Origin of the sequence: Peribacillus sp. TH14, from assembly GCF_016651145.1 — a bacterium.
GTDB classification, from domain to species: Bacteria; Bacillota; Bacilli; order Bacillales; family DSM-1321; genus Peribacillus; species Peribacillus butanolivorans.
In genome coordinates this window covers 4,141,039-4,158,121 of the sequence record NZ_JAEKEK010000001.1, presented here as the reverse complement: position 1 = coordinate 4,158,121, position 17,083 = coordinate 4,141,039, and the positions used below count along the sequence as shown (strand labels likewise).

Below are 17,083 nucleotides of genomic sequence, written 5' to 3'. Positions count from 1 at the left end.
TGTCCACCTTTTTGAGGATCGTTAATTGGAAAACCTAATCATTCAATAGGATTATCAGAATAGGAAATCCAGTCACTAAAACTACCGACATATACCTTCACATCTTTAAAACCAGCTTCTTTTAAGGCTATATAATTGGGAGAAGCCGTCACACCTGATCCACAGTAAACGATAATCTCCTTATCTCGGCTAATGTCTGTGAAACTTAATTGAAGTTCTTCCGATTTTTTATAAAATCCATTTTCAAGAACCTTTGTCCATACCTTGTTGACTGCCCCAGGTATATGTCCCGCTTTTTTATCAATCGGCTCTTCAATCCCTTGGTACCGTTTAGACTCCCTTGAATCAATTAAAACAACATCAGTGGGTCTTTTTACTGTATATTCCTTCACTTTTTGATAAGAAGCCAAAACAGATTCATTTAAATCTATATTATAATCGGCTGAAGCATATTTCGACTGATTCGTTTCGAGCGGATAGCCCGCATCCTTCCATGCCCTAAAGCCGCCGTTAAGTACAAACACTTTCTGATGACCAAGATAGCTCAGCAGCCAGACAAACCTAGAAGCAAAGGAACCTTCCCCTCCGTCATAAGCAATAAGTACCGTTTCATTGGTAATACCCTTTGATTCAAGCCTCTCTTTTAATGTATTAAGGTCAGGAAGCGGATGTCTCCCGCCGTGTTTTTCAACCTGGCCGGATAAATCTTTTTCAAGATCAAAATAGACAGCACCCGTAATATGTTCTTTCTCGTATTCAATATAACCCACATCAGGGGCTCCTAACTGAAAACGACAGTCACAGATTCTAATATCTCTAGAATTCAACAGCGACAACAGCTCTTCTTTTTCCATTATATAACCCATCTACACATCTCCCTATTTCAAAATGGACCAAATTAATTGATTAAGCTCCTCTTCCATGTGCTTCCCCATCGGAAGCTTAGTTATTTCATTCTTTATGGAAGGTAATTTCCCCTCCAAAAACTCAAGACTTTTTATACTTTCATGTTTTGAAAATTCTTCTTTTTGTTTTGCTGTAAATATTCGCGTCATTCTGCTTTTCATTTCCTTATCAATTAATACAGAATCGAGTAATTCCCAAACGCATAAAGGTGGAAGAGCTCTAAACAGGATTAAATATTGCAGTACTAAATAGGAACGATAAACCTGTACCCATGTTTTCAGCACTTTTTTTTCGGAACTACTTGTTTTTGTCAATTGCTGAAGATTGCCTGTCATCATCCGGTAGTAATGATGTCCTAGAGCCTTTTTGGAATAGCATTCTTCGATTAACCCCTTCATCACGCGATAATAATCCGGTTGAGCAATCAGTTGGATGGGCGACTGAAATAATTCAAATAGTGCGGGGTTGCTCTTTAACGTTAGCCGTGATGTTTTAAATAGATCCCAGCCTTCCACGTCACAAAAGCCTTCATTCAATTGAATCACTTCGTCGGGTTGACTAAGTGAGAGATAGGACCGCCTATCATTATGAACATATATAAACCGGACATCACTATCTGAATTGGCTGATGATAAACCAAAAGAATGGCTGCCAGTTACAGCAGCCATTAATATTGTGATATTCTTTTTCTTTTCTAGGTTTCTCAAAATTGAAATAAGGTTTTCTTTCATAAACGAACCTCGTTTCTATTACAAATGCATTTTTTCCAATTCAATTACAGCCTTTTCATAATACGGTAAATCAACCTTTTCTTCTAAGGCTGCACGTAAGCCTGCGAAAATATCCGATATTTCCGTTTTATATTCTTTTTGAATGGAAAGTAACTCTTGATCAAGAATTTTCGTATACATTTCGAATATTCTCCCACCTTGCTCTTTTACATATATAAGGGCAGGTTCATCCAAACGCTGCTGAAGTCCCTCGCTCATTTTCACTTTCTCATTTTTTTCAAAGAAAGCCTTTGGATTTTTAAACAACGCCAATTCTTTTTTGAATTCACTCGTGTCTAATTGGACAAAAGCACCCGAAAATTCAAGGGAATCCCTCTCATTTGGTTCATATGGCTGTAACGAAAGAGTCTTTCTTACTTTCTGTATCTGTTGAAGCAATCCGACTTGTTTCTCATTCAATAATTTATTAACGAACATTTCAGTCCTTAACGCCGTAGCACGCATTTCCTGTGCAAGGTCAAAGCCTAGTGCTTCTAATAAATTTTTTAATGCTTGTTTAAGGACCAGCTTCAAATCCTGCCCATCGTCTTTAATGACAGCCGGATTAAAAGATTCCTTGAAGAAATCATTAAACCGGAAAAATACGCGTTGTTTACTATAGAAAGTCAATTCATCAATCTCTTTTTTCAAACGTTGTTTTTCGGCGTCCCCTTTAATGACTTCCAGAAGACCAGAAATAGACTGTGCCTCAAGAGCGAGAGTCTCGAGCGCTTTTTGTTTCGCTTTTTCATCCTGCTTGGACGCTGTTATAACATCTCGAAGCAGTTCTTCTGTTCTTTTTACAGCAGCTTGCGCTGATTCAATTGCCAGTCCTGTTAAGTCGTTCTCGATGAAAGAATCAAATTGTAATTGGAATTCCGAAATTCCACTATTAGGAAGGAAAGAGTGTATAAATGAACCTGGAATTTGTTTTTCTATTAATGCTCCCTTACTTGTTAGCGGGAACAGCTTTGGAAAACGGATTCCGAATCCATTTAATTGATCTTTCACATAATCCATAACTTCGTCCAGTTCGTCAGTAGTTTGAGCAAGATCGACCGCATTGACAATAAAGAACATCTTATCCATAGCAAAGGAATCTTTCACTCGCCCAAGTTGGATTAGGAACTCCCGATCTGCCCGAGAGAATGGGTGATTATAATAGGTCACAAAAAGAATGGCATCAGAATTCTTAATATATTCGAAAGCAGCACCAGTATGCCGAGCATTTATTGAATCCGCTCCAGGAGTGTCAACAAGTACCATTCCCTGCTTTGTCATTTCACAGTCATAACGCAATTCAATCAAATCAACGAGACACGATTTGGACTCTTCAGCAGCAAAACGTTTAAACCCTTCAAGGTCCACTGTAATGACATTTCCTAAATCACTTTTGTGAGGAGGCAATCCTTGATAAAAAGCCCTTAGGAAAGATAGATGCGTTTTCCCTTTATCCACTTCCCCTGCGGTTTCAATGATCTGTCCAGCAAGATGGTGAGCCTCATCGAGTGATTTTGCTGTCTTACCAAAAGCAACTAAAGCTAAGGTTACATCTTCTAGCAGCATAGCTTCGGTTTTTAATTTAACTGTTGCCGTACCATGTGGATGCTCAGCGTCAGATGACATGATTTTGTTAATGGCAGCAGTAGTAGGATTTGGCGAAACAGGAAGAACGCTTTCTCCCATTAACGCATTTGCAAATGAAGATTTGCCTGCACTAAATGCACCGAATAGCGCAACCGTGAAAGTCTGCTTTTCTAGTCGGTTTGCCTTATCTGTTAATTCTTTATAAAGTGATTGAAAACCTTTCAAAGGTTGAATTAGTTTGGCTGCCTGCTGTAAATTTGATGCAGTCTCCATTAACTTTTCCTTCCCACGTAAATCTATCGTATTAGATAATGGAACGCCTACAGTTGATTCTGCTGCCTTAGTTTCGATTTCAAGATCCGCCACATGTAGTTCGTTAGCCTGCTTAACCCTATTGTCATCATTCGTGTTCATAATTTTGACTGTAATATTTTTTTCTTCTTCATCCCATTCAGTCAAAAGTGTCTCGACATAACGCTCATCCATTAGCGATACCGTTTGATTAGCAATACCCTCTAATTGTTCTGTTTGGGACTCGATTTCTGCATTCATCGCTGCGGTAACTTTGAGGGCTTCCGCAAATTCAGCAAAACCTTCAAGTTCATTATCGATGGATATCGTCTGTTGCTCCACTATACCCTGCATGACAGCAATCATGCTGTGCAAAAATTCTTCAGCTTCATCACGTGACTTTTTTTTGATAGCAGAGGCCAAATCATTTGTATAGTTTAAAACGTATTCACCTGTAATATTGACTTGGGGCTTTAAAGAATTTTTTATGTAAGCTTCTGTCACCTCGATGTGCAGGGCCTGAGCCTTACTTTCAAGCGTTGAGTCATGGACTTCAGCTTCAGTAAGGGTTTTAACCGCTAACTCTTTAAGATGCCATTCAAGCTGGGTTTTGACCTTCTCTTGTAAATCTGCCAAGAATACGTTTAGACGCTCCTCGCGCTCGGCCTCCGTTTTTTTCTTGGCAAATAATAGCCCCATTTTAAAATCGGGTTGTGCTGATTCCAAGAATGATTTACCTAGGTCCCGTGTAGCCGCCGGCATGATGTAAGCACTTTTCAAAATGGTTTCTAAATCTTTTGCAAATTGCACTTTCACATTCTCTAAACGTTCTGTTAATGATTTTTTTCCCTTTATAAGGCTGTCCACTTTATTCGTTAGGTCGATTCGCTCTTCATATGGAAGTTCTGATAAAACTTCAAATTCACTGGCATGATCCTCTTCATACTGTTCCTTCAGCCAAATAAGGTGTCTTTCGATTAGGGCCTTTGCCGATTGCATTATGGCATCTTTCCCATCATTTTGACCTTTCTCTGCCATTTCATATATAAATTGACGAACGGTTTCGATTTCATTCTCACTATTGTTCAAGTCTCTGACTGATGTATAAAATATTCCATCAGGGTATACATTCCAGTTTGCAAATGCTTCAGAAACAGATAATTTAAAGTCTTGGAAGCTGAGCTCATTTTCATCATGTTTATCAATCATATTGATAATTAAATATGTTGGTTTTTCCGCTTCTAACAATTCTTTAGTAAAAAGAAAGTTCACTTCTGATTGAACATGATTATAATCCATTACATAGAAGACTACATCAGCAAGATGCAAGGCCGATTCAGTAGAAACTCTATGTGCATCATCTGTCGAATCAATCCCTGGCGTATCCATGATTGCACATGACTCTGGCAGTGAAAACTGATTGGAGCTTATTGTTATTGCCGATACTGAATCACCATCTTTAGCAAATTTCTTTACCTCTTTAAAATCATAAGGGGCGGGAAATACGACCGGTGCCTGATGATGATAAAAGACTTTGGCATAGTCCTCCCCTTTTTGAACCTTAACCGTATTGGCACTCGTTGGAATCGGACTTGAAGGCAATACTTGATCATCTAGGAAGAAGTTAATCATGCTTGATTTCCCTGCTGAAAAATGCCCGCAAAAAGCAATGATAAATTCCTCATTTTTCACTTTCATGATTAGCTGTTTCAGTTTATCAGCATTGCTTGTATCTCCTGCTGATTGAAATTTCTCATACATGGCAGTCAAAATCCCCAATTTAGACTGTTGCTTTAATGTTTCTTGAATCATGAATCCATACCCCTTAATCTATCGTCATTTTAATAATCTTATTGTAAACGATTTCGATTGTTATTCATACCGAAAGCTTTTAGTTTTACTATATGAATTCTTACAAAACGTGTTCAGAAAACAAAAAAATCCACCGATTGGTGGGTTCCACTTTGTTTGTTTACATCTACGTAATTACTTTCTGAATGCATAAAAAAACCAGGTAATTTACCTGGTTGTAGGAGATGGGTTATATGTAGCTCGGTTTTCAATTGTTGACTCCGTATAAGCTTTTACTGCCTTTGCCGGTTTTTGAATATTACTTAATACATGTTTCATCACAAAACTATATGTAGCGATTGTCAATAAAATGAATAACCAGACCATTACGAACACCATCCTCTTTTATATTGGGTAGCTTTTAAGTTTCAAAAATATTTATCAGTAAGTGAATGAGAATAATTTTCATCTTCAATTAGAATTTTATCACGAACGATAATCATTTTCAATAAGAAAAATGAAACTTTTATTATTTTTGCTTAAAAACTGTAGAATATTCTGTGTGTGTTTTTAAAGCCTTCTCTTCCAAGGGGATTCTCACCGCCATCATCCAAGCGTTCAACAAACTAAAAATAATAGCTGTATAATAAGCATTGAATAATAAGGAAATGACGATAATCTCCGTTGCTACAATGAGATAGTTAGGATGTTTGAAGTATTTATAAGGGCCTTTAACTACAACTTCGGCATTTGGCACCACAATGATTTTCGTATTCCAATGTTTTCCTAGTGAACTGATTACCCAAACCCTGCCTGACTGAGCAATGAGAAAAAGAGTCAACCAGATCGGCCAAAGCGTAGCAATTTTCCTTTCATAGACCATTACCTCGATAGTGAGTACAATAAAAAAACTCAGGTGCATCAGAACCATCCACCGATAATGGGACTCACCGAACTCAATAGCCCCCTCCATTTTCAACTGCTTTTCGTTTTGTTTTGCAATAAATAATTCAACAAGACGCTGAATAGCAATCAGCACAATAAAAATGGTGAAAACCATCATTTCCACCTCATTAACACTAGTTCTGAAGAAAACCCTGGCCCCAATGCAGCTGCCAAGCCATATTCACCTATATTCCCGCCACGAATCATGAATCTTTCTAGTACATACAAAATCGTAGCCGAAGACATATTTCCAAACTCCCTCAATATACCCATTGACTCTGCTGTCATGCTTTCATTAAATCCCAGAGCTTCGTGATAGGCATCGATTACTTTTTTTCCTCCAGGATGCGCTATAAAATCTTTCACATCCCCCAGCATCAATCCATTCTCCACTAAAAAAGATTCCACGTTAGGTTTAAGCCAATCTTTGATAATGGTTGGAATATCTTTTGAAAAAACCACGTACAACCCTTGATCTTTAACTTCCCACCCCATTACATCCAACGAATTTGGCATAAGCGTTGATTGTGAATCTAAAAATTTTAAATGCTGATCTTTTTTCGAGAACTTTTCAGCTGACACTTCATCACCACAAATTAAAACGCAGCTAATTCCATCAGAAAATAAGGATGTTCCAATTAAATTGCTCTTGGAAATATCGTTTCTTTGAAAGGTTAAGCTACACAATTCCACACTTAATACTATGACCTTTGCTTTCGGATATGCTTTACAATATTCAAAAGCACGCGATAGCCCACTCGCTCCCCCCGCACATCCTAGCCCCCATATGGGAATTCTTTTTGTATGTGGGTTAAAAGGTAGTTCATTCATTATTCTTGCATCAATGGTAGGAGTAGCCATCCCTGTACTTGATATATAAAAGAAGGCATCAAGCTCACTTGGCTGCAGTTTATCTTTTAAAAATTCAGTGTTAGCTAAACATTTTTCAATTGCTTCTTTACCAAACTCGACTGCTTGTTTAATATATATATCATTCCTTTCCGCAAACGTATGTTCCTCTTTGAACCAATCAAGATCATTTGAAAAATAACGATTTTCGACTTGGCCATTTTTAAATGCCCGCAATAATCGTTCAATATTCTTAAAAGAGGAACCAAAGATTTCCCTGGAAAATTCCATGATCTTTTCCTGTGAAAGTAAATAAGGAAGTTTTATATGAGATGCGGATAATAAATATGGCATGAACCCACCCCTTAATATACATGATATGGTTAATATACCCACAATAACCCATTTAATGCTTTAACGATAAATAGTGATATATATAGGTTTTTTATAAATATTTTGTTTTTTTCATTTTATTAAGTAGGTAAAAAAACCTATATCTTTGATAAGATATTCAAAAGCCTTCTCTTTTTTCTAATCAGTCTTCGAACAGGAAACCATCAGCGTGCTAATTGGCATGACAGTTGATTTCCGAGGAAGATTTTTCATTGAGGAACTAGTGGATGCATGAGGAAAATAGTCGAGCCATGTTTGGTATCCCTCTAGAAGGAGAAATGCTTGACTCATTTGCGCAGAACTTGGCAATATGCTAGCTGTTATTATAGCAACATCCTTAACAGTGGATGAGACCATTATGGATATTACCCCTCCAACTGTTTTTGTCGGTCAAATATACGGCTTTAATCAAGTAATCATTTTCCTGATTATACTGAATGGGCCCATAAGATTCATATTATCTTGATGATTGAATTGTAGTTTTTAAATCATAAAACCCCCCTTACCTTCACAAGCGGTAAGGGGGGCCTTCATTCTTCCTTCTTTATTGAGGATTGGTTTTGTACTTGTATAATGATATTTTGAAATTCCTCTTTTCCGCACACACGGCATCTAAATTCCTGATTTAATATAGTTCGACAATGAATACAATATTTTTTTTCCATCTCTATCACTTACTTTCTTGTATAGATACTATCAATATATTCAAAAAGTGAAGAGAGTTTCCTTTTATCTGTTAAATCTTTTTTTCATTATAATTAGAATTCTCTGGAGGGCTTTCTTTCAATCCGGTAATGATTTAATAACCAATCAGAATAAAAAAATACTGCCTCAAACGCAAAAATATCTGTGCGTTTGAGGCAGTTTACTCTAAGGTATAAATCTATCAGCTTTTTCGAAACTATTTAGGCTACTTTCCGTCCTTCGATACGTGCTTCTTTCACTTTCCCGTTTGCAGGGACGATATTGAAAACAATATTCAAGAAAATAGCGGTCAAACTTCCTGCCACAATTCCGTTATCCGTTAAAATTTGGATACTTTCTGGAATTTGAGCAAATAGCTCAGGAACAACCGTTACCCCAAGTCCCATACCTACTGAACAGGCGATAATCAATAAATTTTCTTGGGAAGCAAAGTCTACTTTGCTTAACATTTTAATTCCTGCTGCAATAACCATTCCGAACATGGCTACCATCGCTCCGCCTAAAACGGATGAAGGAATAATGGTCGTGAACGCACCTATTTTAGGAACAAATCCGATCAAAATAAGCATACCTGCTGCTGTATAAATAACATTTCTTGTCTTAATACCGGACAATTGTATCAGACCGACATTCTGTGAAAATGCCGTATAAGGAAATGCATTAAACAACCCACCCAACATGATCGCAATCCCCTCAGAACGATATCCACGTGCTAGATCATCTTCTGAAATCTCTTTATCTGTAATTTCCCCTAATGCATAATAAACACCTGTTGATTCCACTAAGCTAACTATTGCCACCAATGTCATTGTAATAATAGCTGTAATGTTAAATGTCGGAGTTCCAAAGTAGAAAAAATGAGGTAAATGCAACCAAGATGCACTTGCTACTGAGCTAAAATCCACTTTCCCCAGGAAGAAAGCTACAAATGTTCCGACTAGTAAACCTAATAAAATAGAAATAGAACGTACAAATCCCGTTGAGAATTTATACATAAAAATGATAAATAGCAATGTTCCAAAACCAAGACCCACATTATTCAAGGCACCGAAATCAGCTGCACCTTGGCCGCCCCCCAGATTGTTAATCGCAACTGGAATAAGCGTGATTCCGATAATCATAACTACTGATCCTGTAACAACAGGAGGGAAAAATCTTGCCAACTTACCAAAAAACTTACTTATTATAACCACAATCAATCCTGAGACCAAAATGGCTCCATAAATGGTAGTGACTCCATATTGGGTACCAACCGCAATCATTGGGCTAACTGCTGTGAATGTGCAGCCAAGAACGACTGGCAGCCCAATTCCAAAGAATTTATTTTTCCACACTTGTAATAAGGTTGCTATACCACACATTAAAATATCAATCGATACTAAATAAGTTAACTGCGCTGCCGTTAAACCCAACGCCCCACCGACTATCAGGGGAACAACAATCGCACCTGCATACATCGCAAGTACATGTTGTAATCCTAAAGAAGCAACTTTTATTGGTGATTGGTTAGACATTTACTGTTGCCCCTTCCTGTTCCTCAGCGAATGTTATCTCGCCGAATTTCAACTTTGCGATTCGAGCTAGAGATTCCACTTGGAAGCCTTGTTCTCTGAGATCCTTTCCACCACTTTGGAAAGCTTTCTCAATTACAATCCCGATTCCGGCCACTTCTGCTCCAACTTGGTCACAAATATCCGCCAAACCTCGGGCTGCTTGACCAACTGCAAGAAAGTCATCGATGATCAATACCTTATCACCTGCTTCAATATATTTATTGGACACCGTGATTGTATTCGTTTCTTGCTTAGTAAAGGAATGAACAGATGCTGTCACTAAACCTTCAGTCAAAGTCAGTGATTTACGTTTACGTGCAAAAATTAGCGGAACTTCTAATTCTAAGGCCGCCATCAGTCCAGGTCCAATCCCTGAAGATTCAATCGTTAGTACTTTTGTTATTTCCTTATGTTCAAAACGTTTCACAAATTCCTTACCGATTTCTTTCATCAGGATAGGATCCATTTGGTGGTTTAAGAATGAATCTACTTTTAAAATATCTTCTGATAAAGCTTGACCCTCGGACAAGATTTTTTCCTTTAAAAGTTGCATGAAGGTTCCTCCCAATCTTGGATGTTTATTTAACCCATAGTCATGCAGATGTTTCCCGACAAATAAAAAGCCCAAGAAACATTGCAGCACTTTTTTTAGAGTGAGGCAATATTTCTTGGGCATAAATGAAAAAGGACTCAACAAAACCCTTTTATTGTGCGACAAGATCTATTACTCACCCATAGTCGAATTATTTACGGTAATTCGGTAGAAACTTGCAGGCCATATCCCTGCTATTATACGAGTGAAACTTTATATTTTTGTAATATATGAATTATAACAACGCTTTCTCTATTTGAAAAGGTATTTTTAACAAAAACCGAACTTTCACTTTAAATAACAAATGATCATTCGTATTTTTAGAAAATTTAGAAATTGACTGATCGTTTCATAGGATTTTTCCTACCATCTATGTGTGAAAAAATCCAGACTATATAATCTTCACAATTTTTTCACAACTTGATACACATCAAAAGCAAATTTTTATACTTACTTCAACTTTACACTATATCGAACTTATAAAAGTAACGATTGAACAATTTGTGAAAAGAGAAAAAGTGGATTCTAACTTACCACTACTTTTGTATGATGAACATGTACTCATGTATTTTTGGGAATTAGAAAGGAGTGAAAACGATGGCCGCACCTAAACTTAAGAACAAATCACAAATAAAAGAGACTTCTAATTTAAAAGGTACACTTGCTTCTGTTTTAATTCTAGGAATTATTCTAATTATTGTATGGGTCAGCATCTATTTTATTTTTGTAAATCGTTTAGGTTAATTGAGGAGGAGAAATAATGCACATGCACAAGTTTGAAAAGGTTTGGTTGATTTTCGGTACAGTAGCCCTGCTAGTTTTCTTGACAGTGCTTGGGGTTAGTGCTTTCTATCTAGGGAATCAACCTCCCAGCTGTTTAGTTACAATTGATCCTGAAAAAGTGGAGGTCACTGCTCCATTTAATGCCCCTGGCTTACATGAGGTCACAGGAAAAGATTGGGACTATGAATTAGTGTTTGTAGCTTCTGCCTTTTCGTATAGTCCTGCAAAAGTGGAGATCCCTAAAGGTTCAACTGTCAAGGTTATCGCAACATCAAAAGATGTTATCCATGGCTTTGAGATAGCTGGGACTAACGTTAATATGATGCTTGAACCTGGATTCGTCAGTGAATATACCACTAGATTTAATAATGAAGGAGAAAATTTGATTATTTGCAATGAATATTGCGGGGTTGGTCACCACATGATGAGCTCCCGTATCGAGGTGGTTTCAAAATGAAAAAAACGGCTGAAAATGAAAAAGTTCACCCACTGGATGCAAAACTATCCATGGCTCATTTCTATGTAGCCATTATTGCTTTAGCACTTGGAGGATTTGCAGGATTACTTCAAACTTTGGTTCGCTCAGGCAGAATGGAATTACCTGCCGGTATAACGTATTATCAATTACTTACGGTTCACGGAGTTTTACTTGCTCTGGTGCTAACAACTTTCTTTATCATAGGATTTCAGCTATCAGCAGTTAGTAAAACAATCGGTCCATTGTCCACCCCTTCCAGAATTGCAGGCTGGATTGGTTTTTGGACAATGACACTCGGCACTGTTATGGCCGCTGTTATGGTTTTATTAAATGAAGCATCTGTCCTTTATACTTTTTATGCACCTCTTCAAGCGCATCCTATTTTCTATGGTGGCTTAACACTTGTGATCGTTGGCAGCTGGATTAGTGGTGGAGCCCTTATAGCGGCATACCGCAAGTGGAAGAAAAACAATCGCGGCCAAGCAAGCCCCTTATTAAGTTTTATGGCTGTTGTAAATACTCTACTTTGGATTGTTGCTACTATCGGAGTGGCAGCTACCGTGTTATTTCAAATTCTCCCATGGTCATTAGGCTGGGTGGATTCTATTAACGTTTTAGCAAGCCGAACTTTATTTTGGTATTTCGGGCATCCGCTCGTATATTTTTGGTTGCTACCAGCTTATATGTGCTGGTATGTAGTGATTCCTAAAGTCATTGGCGGGAAAATTTTTTCAGATTCATTGGCTCGAATGTCTTTTATTCTTTTCCTGCTTTTCTCTATCCCTGTTGGACTTCATCACCAATTGCTAGAACCCGGTATCGATCCTGCCTGGAAGTTTTTACAAGTGATTTTAACCTTCTTGGTCGTTGTTCCATCTTTAATGACGGCCTTTTCTTTATTCGGATCTTTTGAACAATACGGACGTTCTCAGGGTGCCCAAGGGATATTCGGTTGGTTTAAGATGCTACCTTGGGGAGATGCGCGTTTTACCGTTCCTTTTATCGGAATGGCGGCTTTCATACCAGCAGGTGCCGGAGGCTTAGTCAATGCCTCAAACCAATTAAACCAGGTTGTCCATAATACTATTTGGGTTACAGGACATTTTCATTTAACGTTGGCGACTTCCGTAATCCTAACTTTCTTTGGGATTTCATATTGGCTCGTTCCCCATTTAACTGGACGCACCTTAACAAAAAAATTAAATAAATTAGCGATTATTCAAGGGGTCTTTTGGGCAATTGGGATGTCCTTTATGTCTGGGGCCATGCATATCGCTGGATTGCTGGGAGCACCTCGCCGCTCTTCGTACTCCACTTATGGAGATTCCACACAGGCACTTGATTGGATTCCTTATCAAATCGCCCAAGCTGTAGGTGGAACCATACTCTTTATCGGGATTATTTTATATATCATTATTTTTATACAGTTATCCTTCATTGCTCCAAAAGGCAACGAAGAGTTCCCTGTTGGTGAAGTTACTGATAAAGCCGAAAAAACGCCTCTCGTTTTTGAAAATTGGAAATTATGGCTTGGAATAACTGCGAGCACTCATTCTCTTTGCGTATACAATTCCGTTTATTGATATTCTCCAAAATGCACCACCGGGATCAAAAGGATTTAAATTATGGTGATCCTACACCATAAAAAAACCTTGGCAGATTTGCCAAGGTTTTTTTATTTGAAGATTTTATTTAATTTTATAAACTTCCTTATACTTACTTTCAAGATAATCTATTAAATACTGCACGTTTAAGCCTTCACCTGTTGTTTCTTTCAAAATCTCAAGCGGCTTTTTTGTTTTTCCGTATTTATGTATCTTTTCATTAAGCCATGTTCTAATTGGAGCAATATCACCGGATGCCAACAAATCATCAAAATCAGGCAAATCTTTAAACATAGCCTGCTTGATTTGGGCCGCATACATATACCCTAATGCATAGGATGGGAAGTAACCAAAGCTGCCGTCTGACCAGTGTACATCTTGTAGAACGCCCATGGCATCATCTTCAGGTACAATCCCTAAGTATTCCTTGTATTTTTTATTCCAAACCTCCGGTAAATCCTTCACTTCAAGCTCTCCATTAAAAAGTGCTTTCTCCAGTTCATAACGAATCATAATATGTAAAGGATATGTCAGTTCATCAGCTTCAATACGGATGAAGGACGGTTTTGATTCGTTAATGCCACGGTAAAAGTCATCAAGTTTCACATCAGCAAATTGTTCTGGTGCATACTCTTTTAAAAGAGGGTATTTATTTTTCCAGAAACTATAGTTTCGTCCAATAAAATTTTCAAAAAACAATGATTGTGATTCGTGGATTCCCATTGACGTCCCATCATCTAGCAGTGTCCCCGTTAACTCTTCAGCGATATTCTGCTCATAAATAGCATGTCCACATTCATGAATCGTACCAAAAATCGCCCCTCTAAAATCATATTCATCATAGCGGGTCGTCACCCTTACATCACCTCTGTTGATTCCAGTCGCAAAAGGGTGGACTGTTTCATCCAACCTTCCAGCCTTGAAATCGTATCCAAGCTGTTTTAAAACTCGAAGATTGAGTTGATGCTGTTGTTCTTTCGGGAATTCTTTATAAAGGAAAGCAGTTTCAGGTTGATGCTTACTCTCCGCTATTTGTTTTACTAGAGGAACTATACTTGCTCGCAGTTGACTAAATACCTTATCAAGAATGTCAACGGTCATACCTGGTTCATACATATCTAATAGGGTATTATATTTCTGACCCTCATAACCCCAATATTCAACGAATTTACGAGTATAGGCAACAATTTGTTCCAGATAAGGTTGAAATAACGAAAAATCCGCCTTTTCCCTTGCCTCTTCCCAAGCGCTTTCAGATCGGGATTGTAAAATAACGAATTCTTTAAATTCGTCTGCTGGGATTTTCTTATTCCTTTCAAACTCTTTTTTACATTCTTGTACCATTTTATTCGTCGTTTCACTAAGAGAAGCTTCCTCTGTTGTAAGGTCGTCGATGAAGCACTCCATCTCTTTACTTGTGATCATATTGAAAACTTCAGAGGAAAGTACCCCAATAACTTCAGAACGCTGCTCTACTCCCTTTTTGGGTGCACCTGTACGTAAATCCCAATTAATTAATGCGAGGGCTTCATTATAGGCTGAAATTTTCTTCACATATTCTTGAAATTCTTTTTCTATCACATTAGTACCCTTTTTCATATTCACTGCCCCTTCCATCTACACTTTACCATATTATACAAAAAGTTTTCATATCAGAACTACCAGCAGCTTAAAAATAAAATAAGAGCCAAGGGCTGGCTTTGCCCCTTGACTCTCAAAATAGTTTAATTAAAGCGATACAGGAAGAACAGAAATAATTTTCTCTTTCACCTGTTCCGAAAGATCCTTCTCAATCAAAATCTGTACGGTCCCCGAGTCATTGCTGGTACGGATCAAACGTCCAATTCCCTGACGCAAGCGAAGAAGCATATATGGAAGATCCACTTCTTCAAATGCATTAGTAACCGAGTTTCGTTTTGCCTCGAATACTGGATCATGTGGCGGGAATGGAAGTGAGTGAATCACTACATTTTGTAATGAAGCCCCCGGAACATCGAGCCCTTCCCATAAATGATATGAGAACAGAACAGATTGCTCTTCTTCTTGAAACCTTTTAACAAGATCGCTAATCTCCGCTTCACCTTCAAAATAAAAGGGATATGCTGTTTTCTGGCTGTTTTCCTTGAACCATTGCAATTCTTCTTTTGATTGGAATAATACTAGCGTTCTACCTTCATTTTCCTCAATCGTCTTCATTGTATAATTAAGTTTAGCCAATTTGTCTCCATTTTCAAAGACCGGCATATTCATTTTCATGACTTCATCATAATCAAAAGGCGATTCAACAGAGAAGCTATCATACTTATCTATCCCTAAGCTATCTGCAATGTATTGGAACGATTTATTATCAGATAATGTTGCCGAAGAAAAAATGTAAGGGATTTTTTTAGAAAAAACTTGTTCAGACAAAATATCTTGTACAAGCCTTGGCATAATGACCAATGTTTTTGTCATTTCATTTTCTTCAAACCATGATACCGCCTGTTCATCCTTCACAAATAGAGAAAGTGAGTATCCTAGCTGTTCTAAGTATTCTTCTGTCACTTTTAAATCATAGTCATTAATGGTGTACATTTCCGCTTCAAAAACAAGGTTTTCTTCTAACTCTTCAACCTTTTTATGAAGCTTTTGTGCAAAGTTTGTAATTTCTTTGGACATCGGAATTTCATACCGATTAGAACCACTAACATGAATGGCCTTTTCATCAAGCAAATCGAAGAACTCTTCATTAATGTCAATTAATTCTTCAATGATGTAAAGCGTTTCTTCACGCACCTGGTTGGCTGTTAGCAATTCTAAAACCGAAGCAAGAGTTTGTTCACCAACTTTATACGTTAGTGCCTTTTGAGCAGAAAACTCCAATAAATGGCCTTCATCAAAGACTACACAGCTATGTTCTGGCAATAACGGTAACTGTCCTTCACGCTTACGTTTTTCTTTTGTCCAAACATGCTCCATAAAGAAGTCATGTGAACAAATGATCAAATCACTTGATTTTCGGTAGTGGTCTCGTGAAAGGGTTTGTCCACAACGATGGCGTTTATCACACGTAAAACAGTTTTGAAGCTGATCCCAGCCTACTTTTGACCAGTCTTCATCATTCAAATATGGATATTGTTTACGGTCCCCATAAGCAGTATAAGCATTCATGGATGAGTTATCATGGACAAACTTGGGAAGTTCATCATATAGCTGATCTATTCCCTCTGAATCTTCATGATTCACTGCATACTCCAATTTCTTAAGGCATACATATTGATCATGATATTTGGCAAGACGTACATCCACTTCAATACCTAATGCGTTCTTAATTTTTTGAATGTCGCCTTCTTCTTTGACAAGCTGTTCAATCAATGTTTCGTCTGCACACGAAATAATTGCCGGTTTATTAGTATATCGGGCATAACAAATGGCATATAGTAAATAGACCAATGTCTTACCAGTCCCTACACCAGCCTCCGCAAAACTTACATTCTTTTCTTTAAAGGCTTTTTCTAATTGAAAAGCCATGAAGATTTGTTCGTCACGCAGCTCAAATCCTTTTTCGGGAAGAATATCGTAAAAAACATCACCGATCCATTCTGAAAGCTTATCGTAAAAAGAATCTTCCTTTGTAACCGAAAAAGGCAGTGTTTTAAGCATCATGGTCTCCCCTTTTATCTATCATCAGTATATAAAATTTCGTAAAATAACTTATCTAGGCAAAAGTATATTATCCTTTATTCTACATTGATAGTCAAGTTATTTACCTTTCTACAAGAAATGAATTTTCCCGTATAAACTGCATCTTCTATGTATGTAAGCAAAGCGGCTCCCTACTCGTAAAATAAAAGACA

Annotated in this window: 12 protein-coding genes, 1 pseudogene and 1 riboswitch; of the genes and pseudogenes, 3 read left to right on the top strand and 10 right to left on the bottom strand. The window is 37.6% G+C overall.

Annotation, left to right across the window (positions count from 1 at the left end):
* Positions 1-38: 38 nt before the first annotated feature.
* The 8 genes from JFU50_RS20280 to JFU50_RS20245 all read right to left on the bottom strand — a co-directional run bounded on the left by JFU50_RS20280 (position 39) and on the right by JFU50_RS20245 (position 10,343).
* Positions 39-866 carry a sulfurtransferase gene (locus JFU50_RS20280; protein WP_201223815.1) on the bottom strand — a complete coding sequence of 276 codons (828 nt, stop codon included), beginning with the start codon at positions 864-866 and terminating at the stop codon, positions 39-41.
* A gap of 12 nt (positions 867-878) precedes the next feature.
* Positions 879-1,637, bottom strand: coding sequence for a DNA polymerase beta superfamily protein (locus JFU50_RS20275; protein WP_201223814.1), 759 nt, complete (start codon positions 1,635-1,637; stop codon positions 879-881).
* Positions 1,638-1,655: 18 nt separating this feature from the next.
* Entirely contained in the window at positions 1,656-5,366 is a 3,711-nt protein-coding gene (locus JFU50_RS20270) for a dynamin family protein (RefSeq protein WP_201223813.1), read from the bottom strand.
* A gap of 207 nt (positions 5,367-5,573) precedes the next feature.
* Positions 5,574-5,732, bottom strand: a complete 159-nt coding sequence (locus JFU50_RS20265) for a hypothetical protein (RefSeq protein ID WP_157443918.1) — start codon at positions 5,730-5,732, stop codon at positions 5,574-5,576.
* 142 nt (positions 5,733-5,874) lie between these two features.
* On the bottom strand, positions 5,875-6,408 hold the full coding sequence (locus JFU50_RS20260; RefSeq protein WP_342366357.1) for an isoprenylcysteine carboxyl methyltransferase family protein: 534 nt from the start codon (positions 6,406-6,408) through the stop codon (positions 5,875-5,877).
* A complete protein-coding gene (locus JFU50_RS20255) occupies positions 6,405-7,493 on the bottom strand; it encodes a type III polyketide synthase (protein ID WP_201223812.1) in 1,089 nt (362 codons plus the stop codon). The genes JFU50_RS20260 and JFU50_RS20255 overlap by 4 nt, the downstream gene beginning before the upstream one ends.
* A 944-nt stretch (positions 7,494-8,437) precedes the next feature.
* Complete coding sequence (locus tag JFU50_RS20250; protein ID WP_201185598.1) at positions 8,438-9,751, bottom strand: nucleobase:cation symporter-2 family protein; 1,314 nt, start codon at positions 9,749-9,751, stop codon at positions 8,438-8,440.
* Positions 9,744-10,343: a xanthine phosphoribosyltransferase gene (locus JFU50_RS20245; RefSeq protein ID WP_201185600.1), complete on the bottom strand. Its 600-nt coding sequence runs from the start codon at positions 10,341-10,343 to the stop codon at positions 9,744-9,746. Before JFU50_RS20245 ends, JFU50_RS20250 begins: the two co-directional genes overlap by 8 nt.
* A 162-nt stretch (positions 10,344-10,505) precedes the next feature.
* A riboswitch (purine riboswitch) is annotated at positions 10,506-10,607 on the bottom strand.
* Positions 10,608-10,979: 372 nt separating this feature from the next.
* Here JFU50_RS20245 and JFU50_RS20240 point away from each other — a divergent pair.
* From JFU50_RS20240 to JFU50_RS20230, 3 genes and pseudogenes are all read left to right on the top strand, one after another.
* On the top strand, positions 10,980-11,126 hold the full coding sequence (locus JFU50_RS20240; protein ID WP_056524949.1) for a hypothetical protein: 147 nt from the start codon (positions 10,980-10,982) through the stop codon (positions 11,124-11,126).
* Between the two features lie 16 nt (positions 11,127-11,142).
* Positions 11,143-11,622, top strand: a complete 480-nt coding sequence (locus JFU50_RS20235; RefSeq protein WP_056524952.1) for a cytochrome c oxidase subunit II — start codon at positions 11,143-11,145, stop codon at positions 11,620-11,622.
* Positions 11,619-13,275: pseudogene (locus JFU50_RS20230) on the top strand (b(o/a)3-type cytochrome-c oxidase subunit 1). The gene JFU50_RS20235 and the pseudogene JFU50_RS20230 overlap by 4 nt, the downstream one beginning before the upstream one ends.
* A gap of 56 nt (positions 13,276-13,331) precedes the next feature.
* On the opposite strand, the gene JFU50_RS20225 reads toward JFU50_RS20230, so the two are convergent.
* Together JFU50_RS20225 and JFU50_RS20220 are read right to left on the bottom strand one after the other, a co-directional pair.
* Positions 13,332-14,846 carry a carboxypeptidase M32 gene (locus JFU50_RS20225; protein WP_201223811.1) on the bottom strand — a complete coding sequence of 505 codons (1,515 nt, stop codon included), beginning with the start codon at positions 14,844-14,846 and terminating at the stop codon, positions 13,332-13,334.
* Positions 14,847-14,975: 129 nt separating this feature from the next.
* On the bottom strand, positions 14,976-16,892 hold the full coding sequence (locus JFU50_RS20220) for an ATP-dependent DNA helicase (RefSeq protein ID WP_446728146.1): 1,917 nt from the start codon (positions 16,890-16,892) through the stop codon (positions 14,976-14,978).
* Positions 16,893-17,083: the final 191 nt, after the last annotated feature.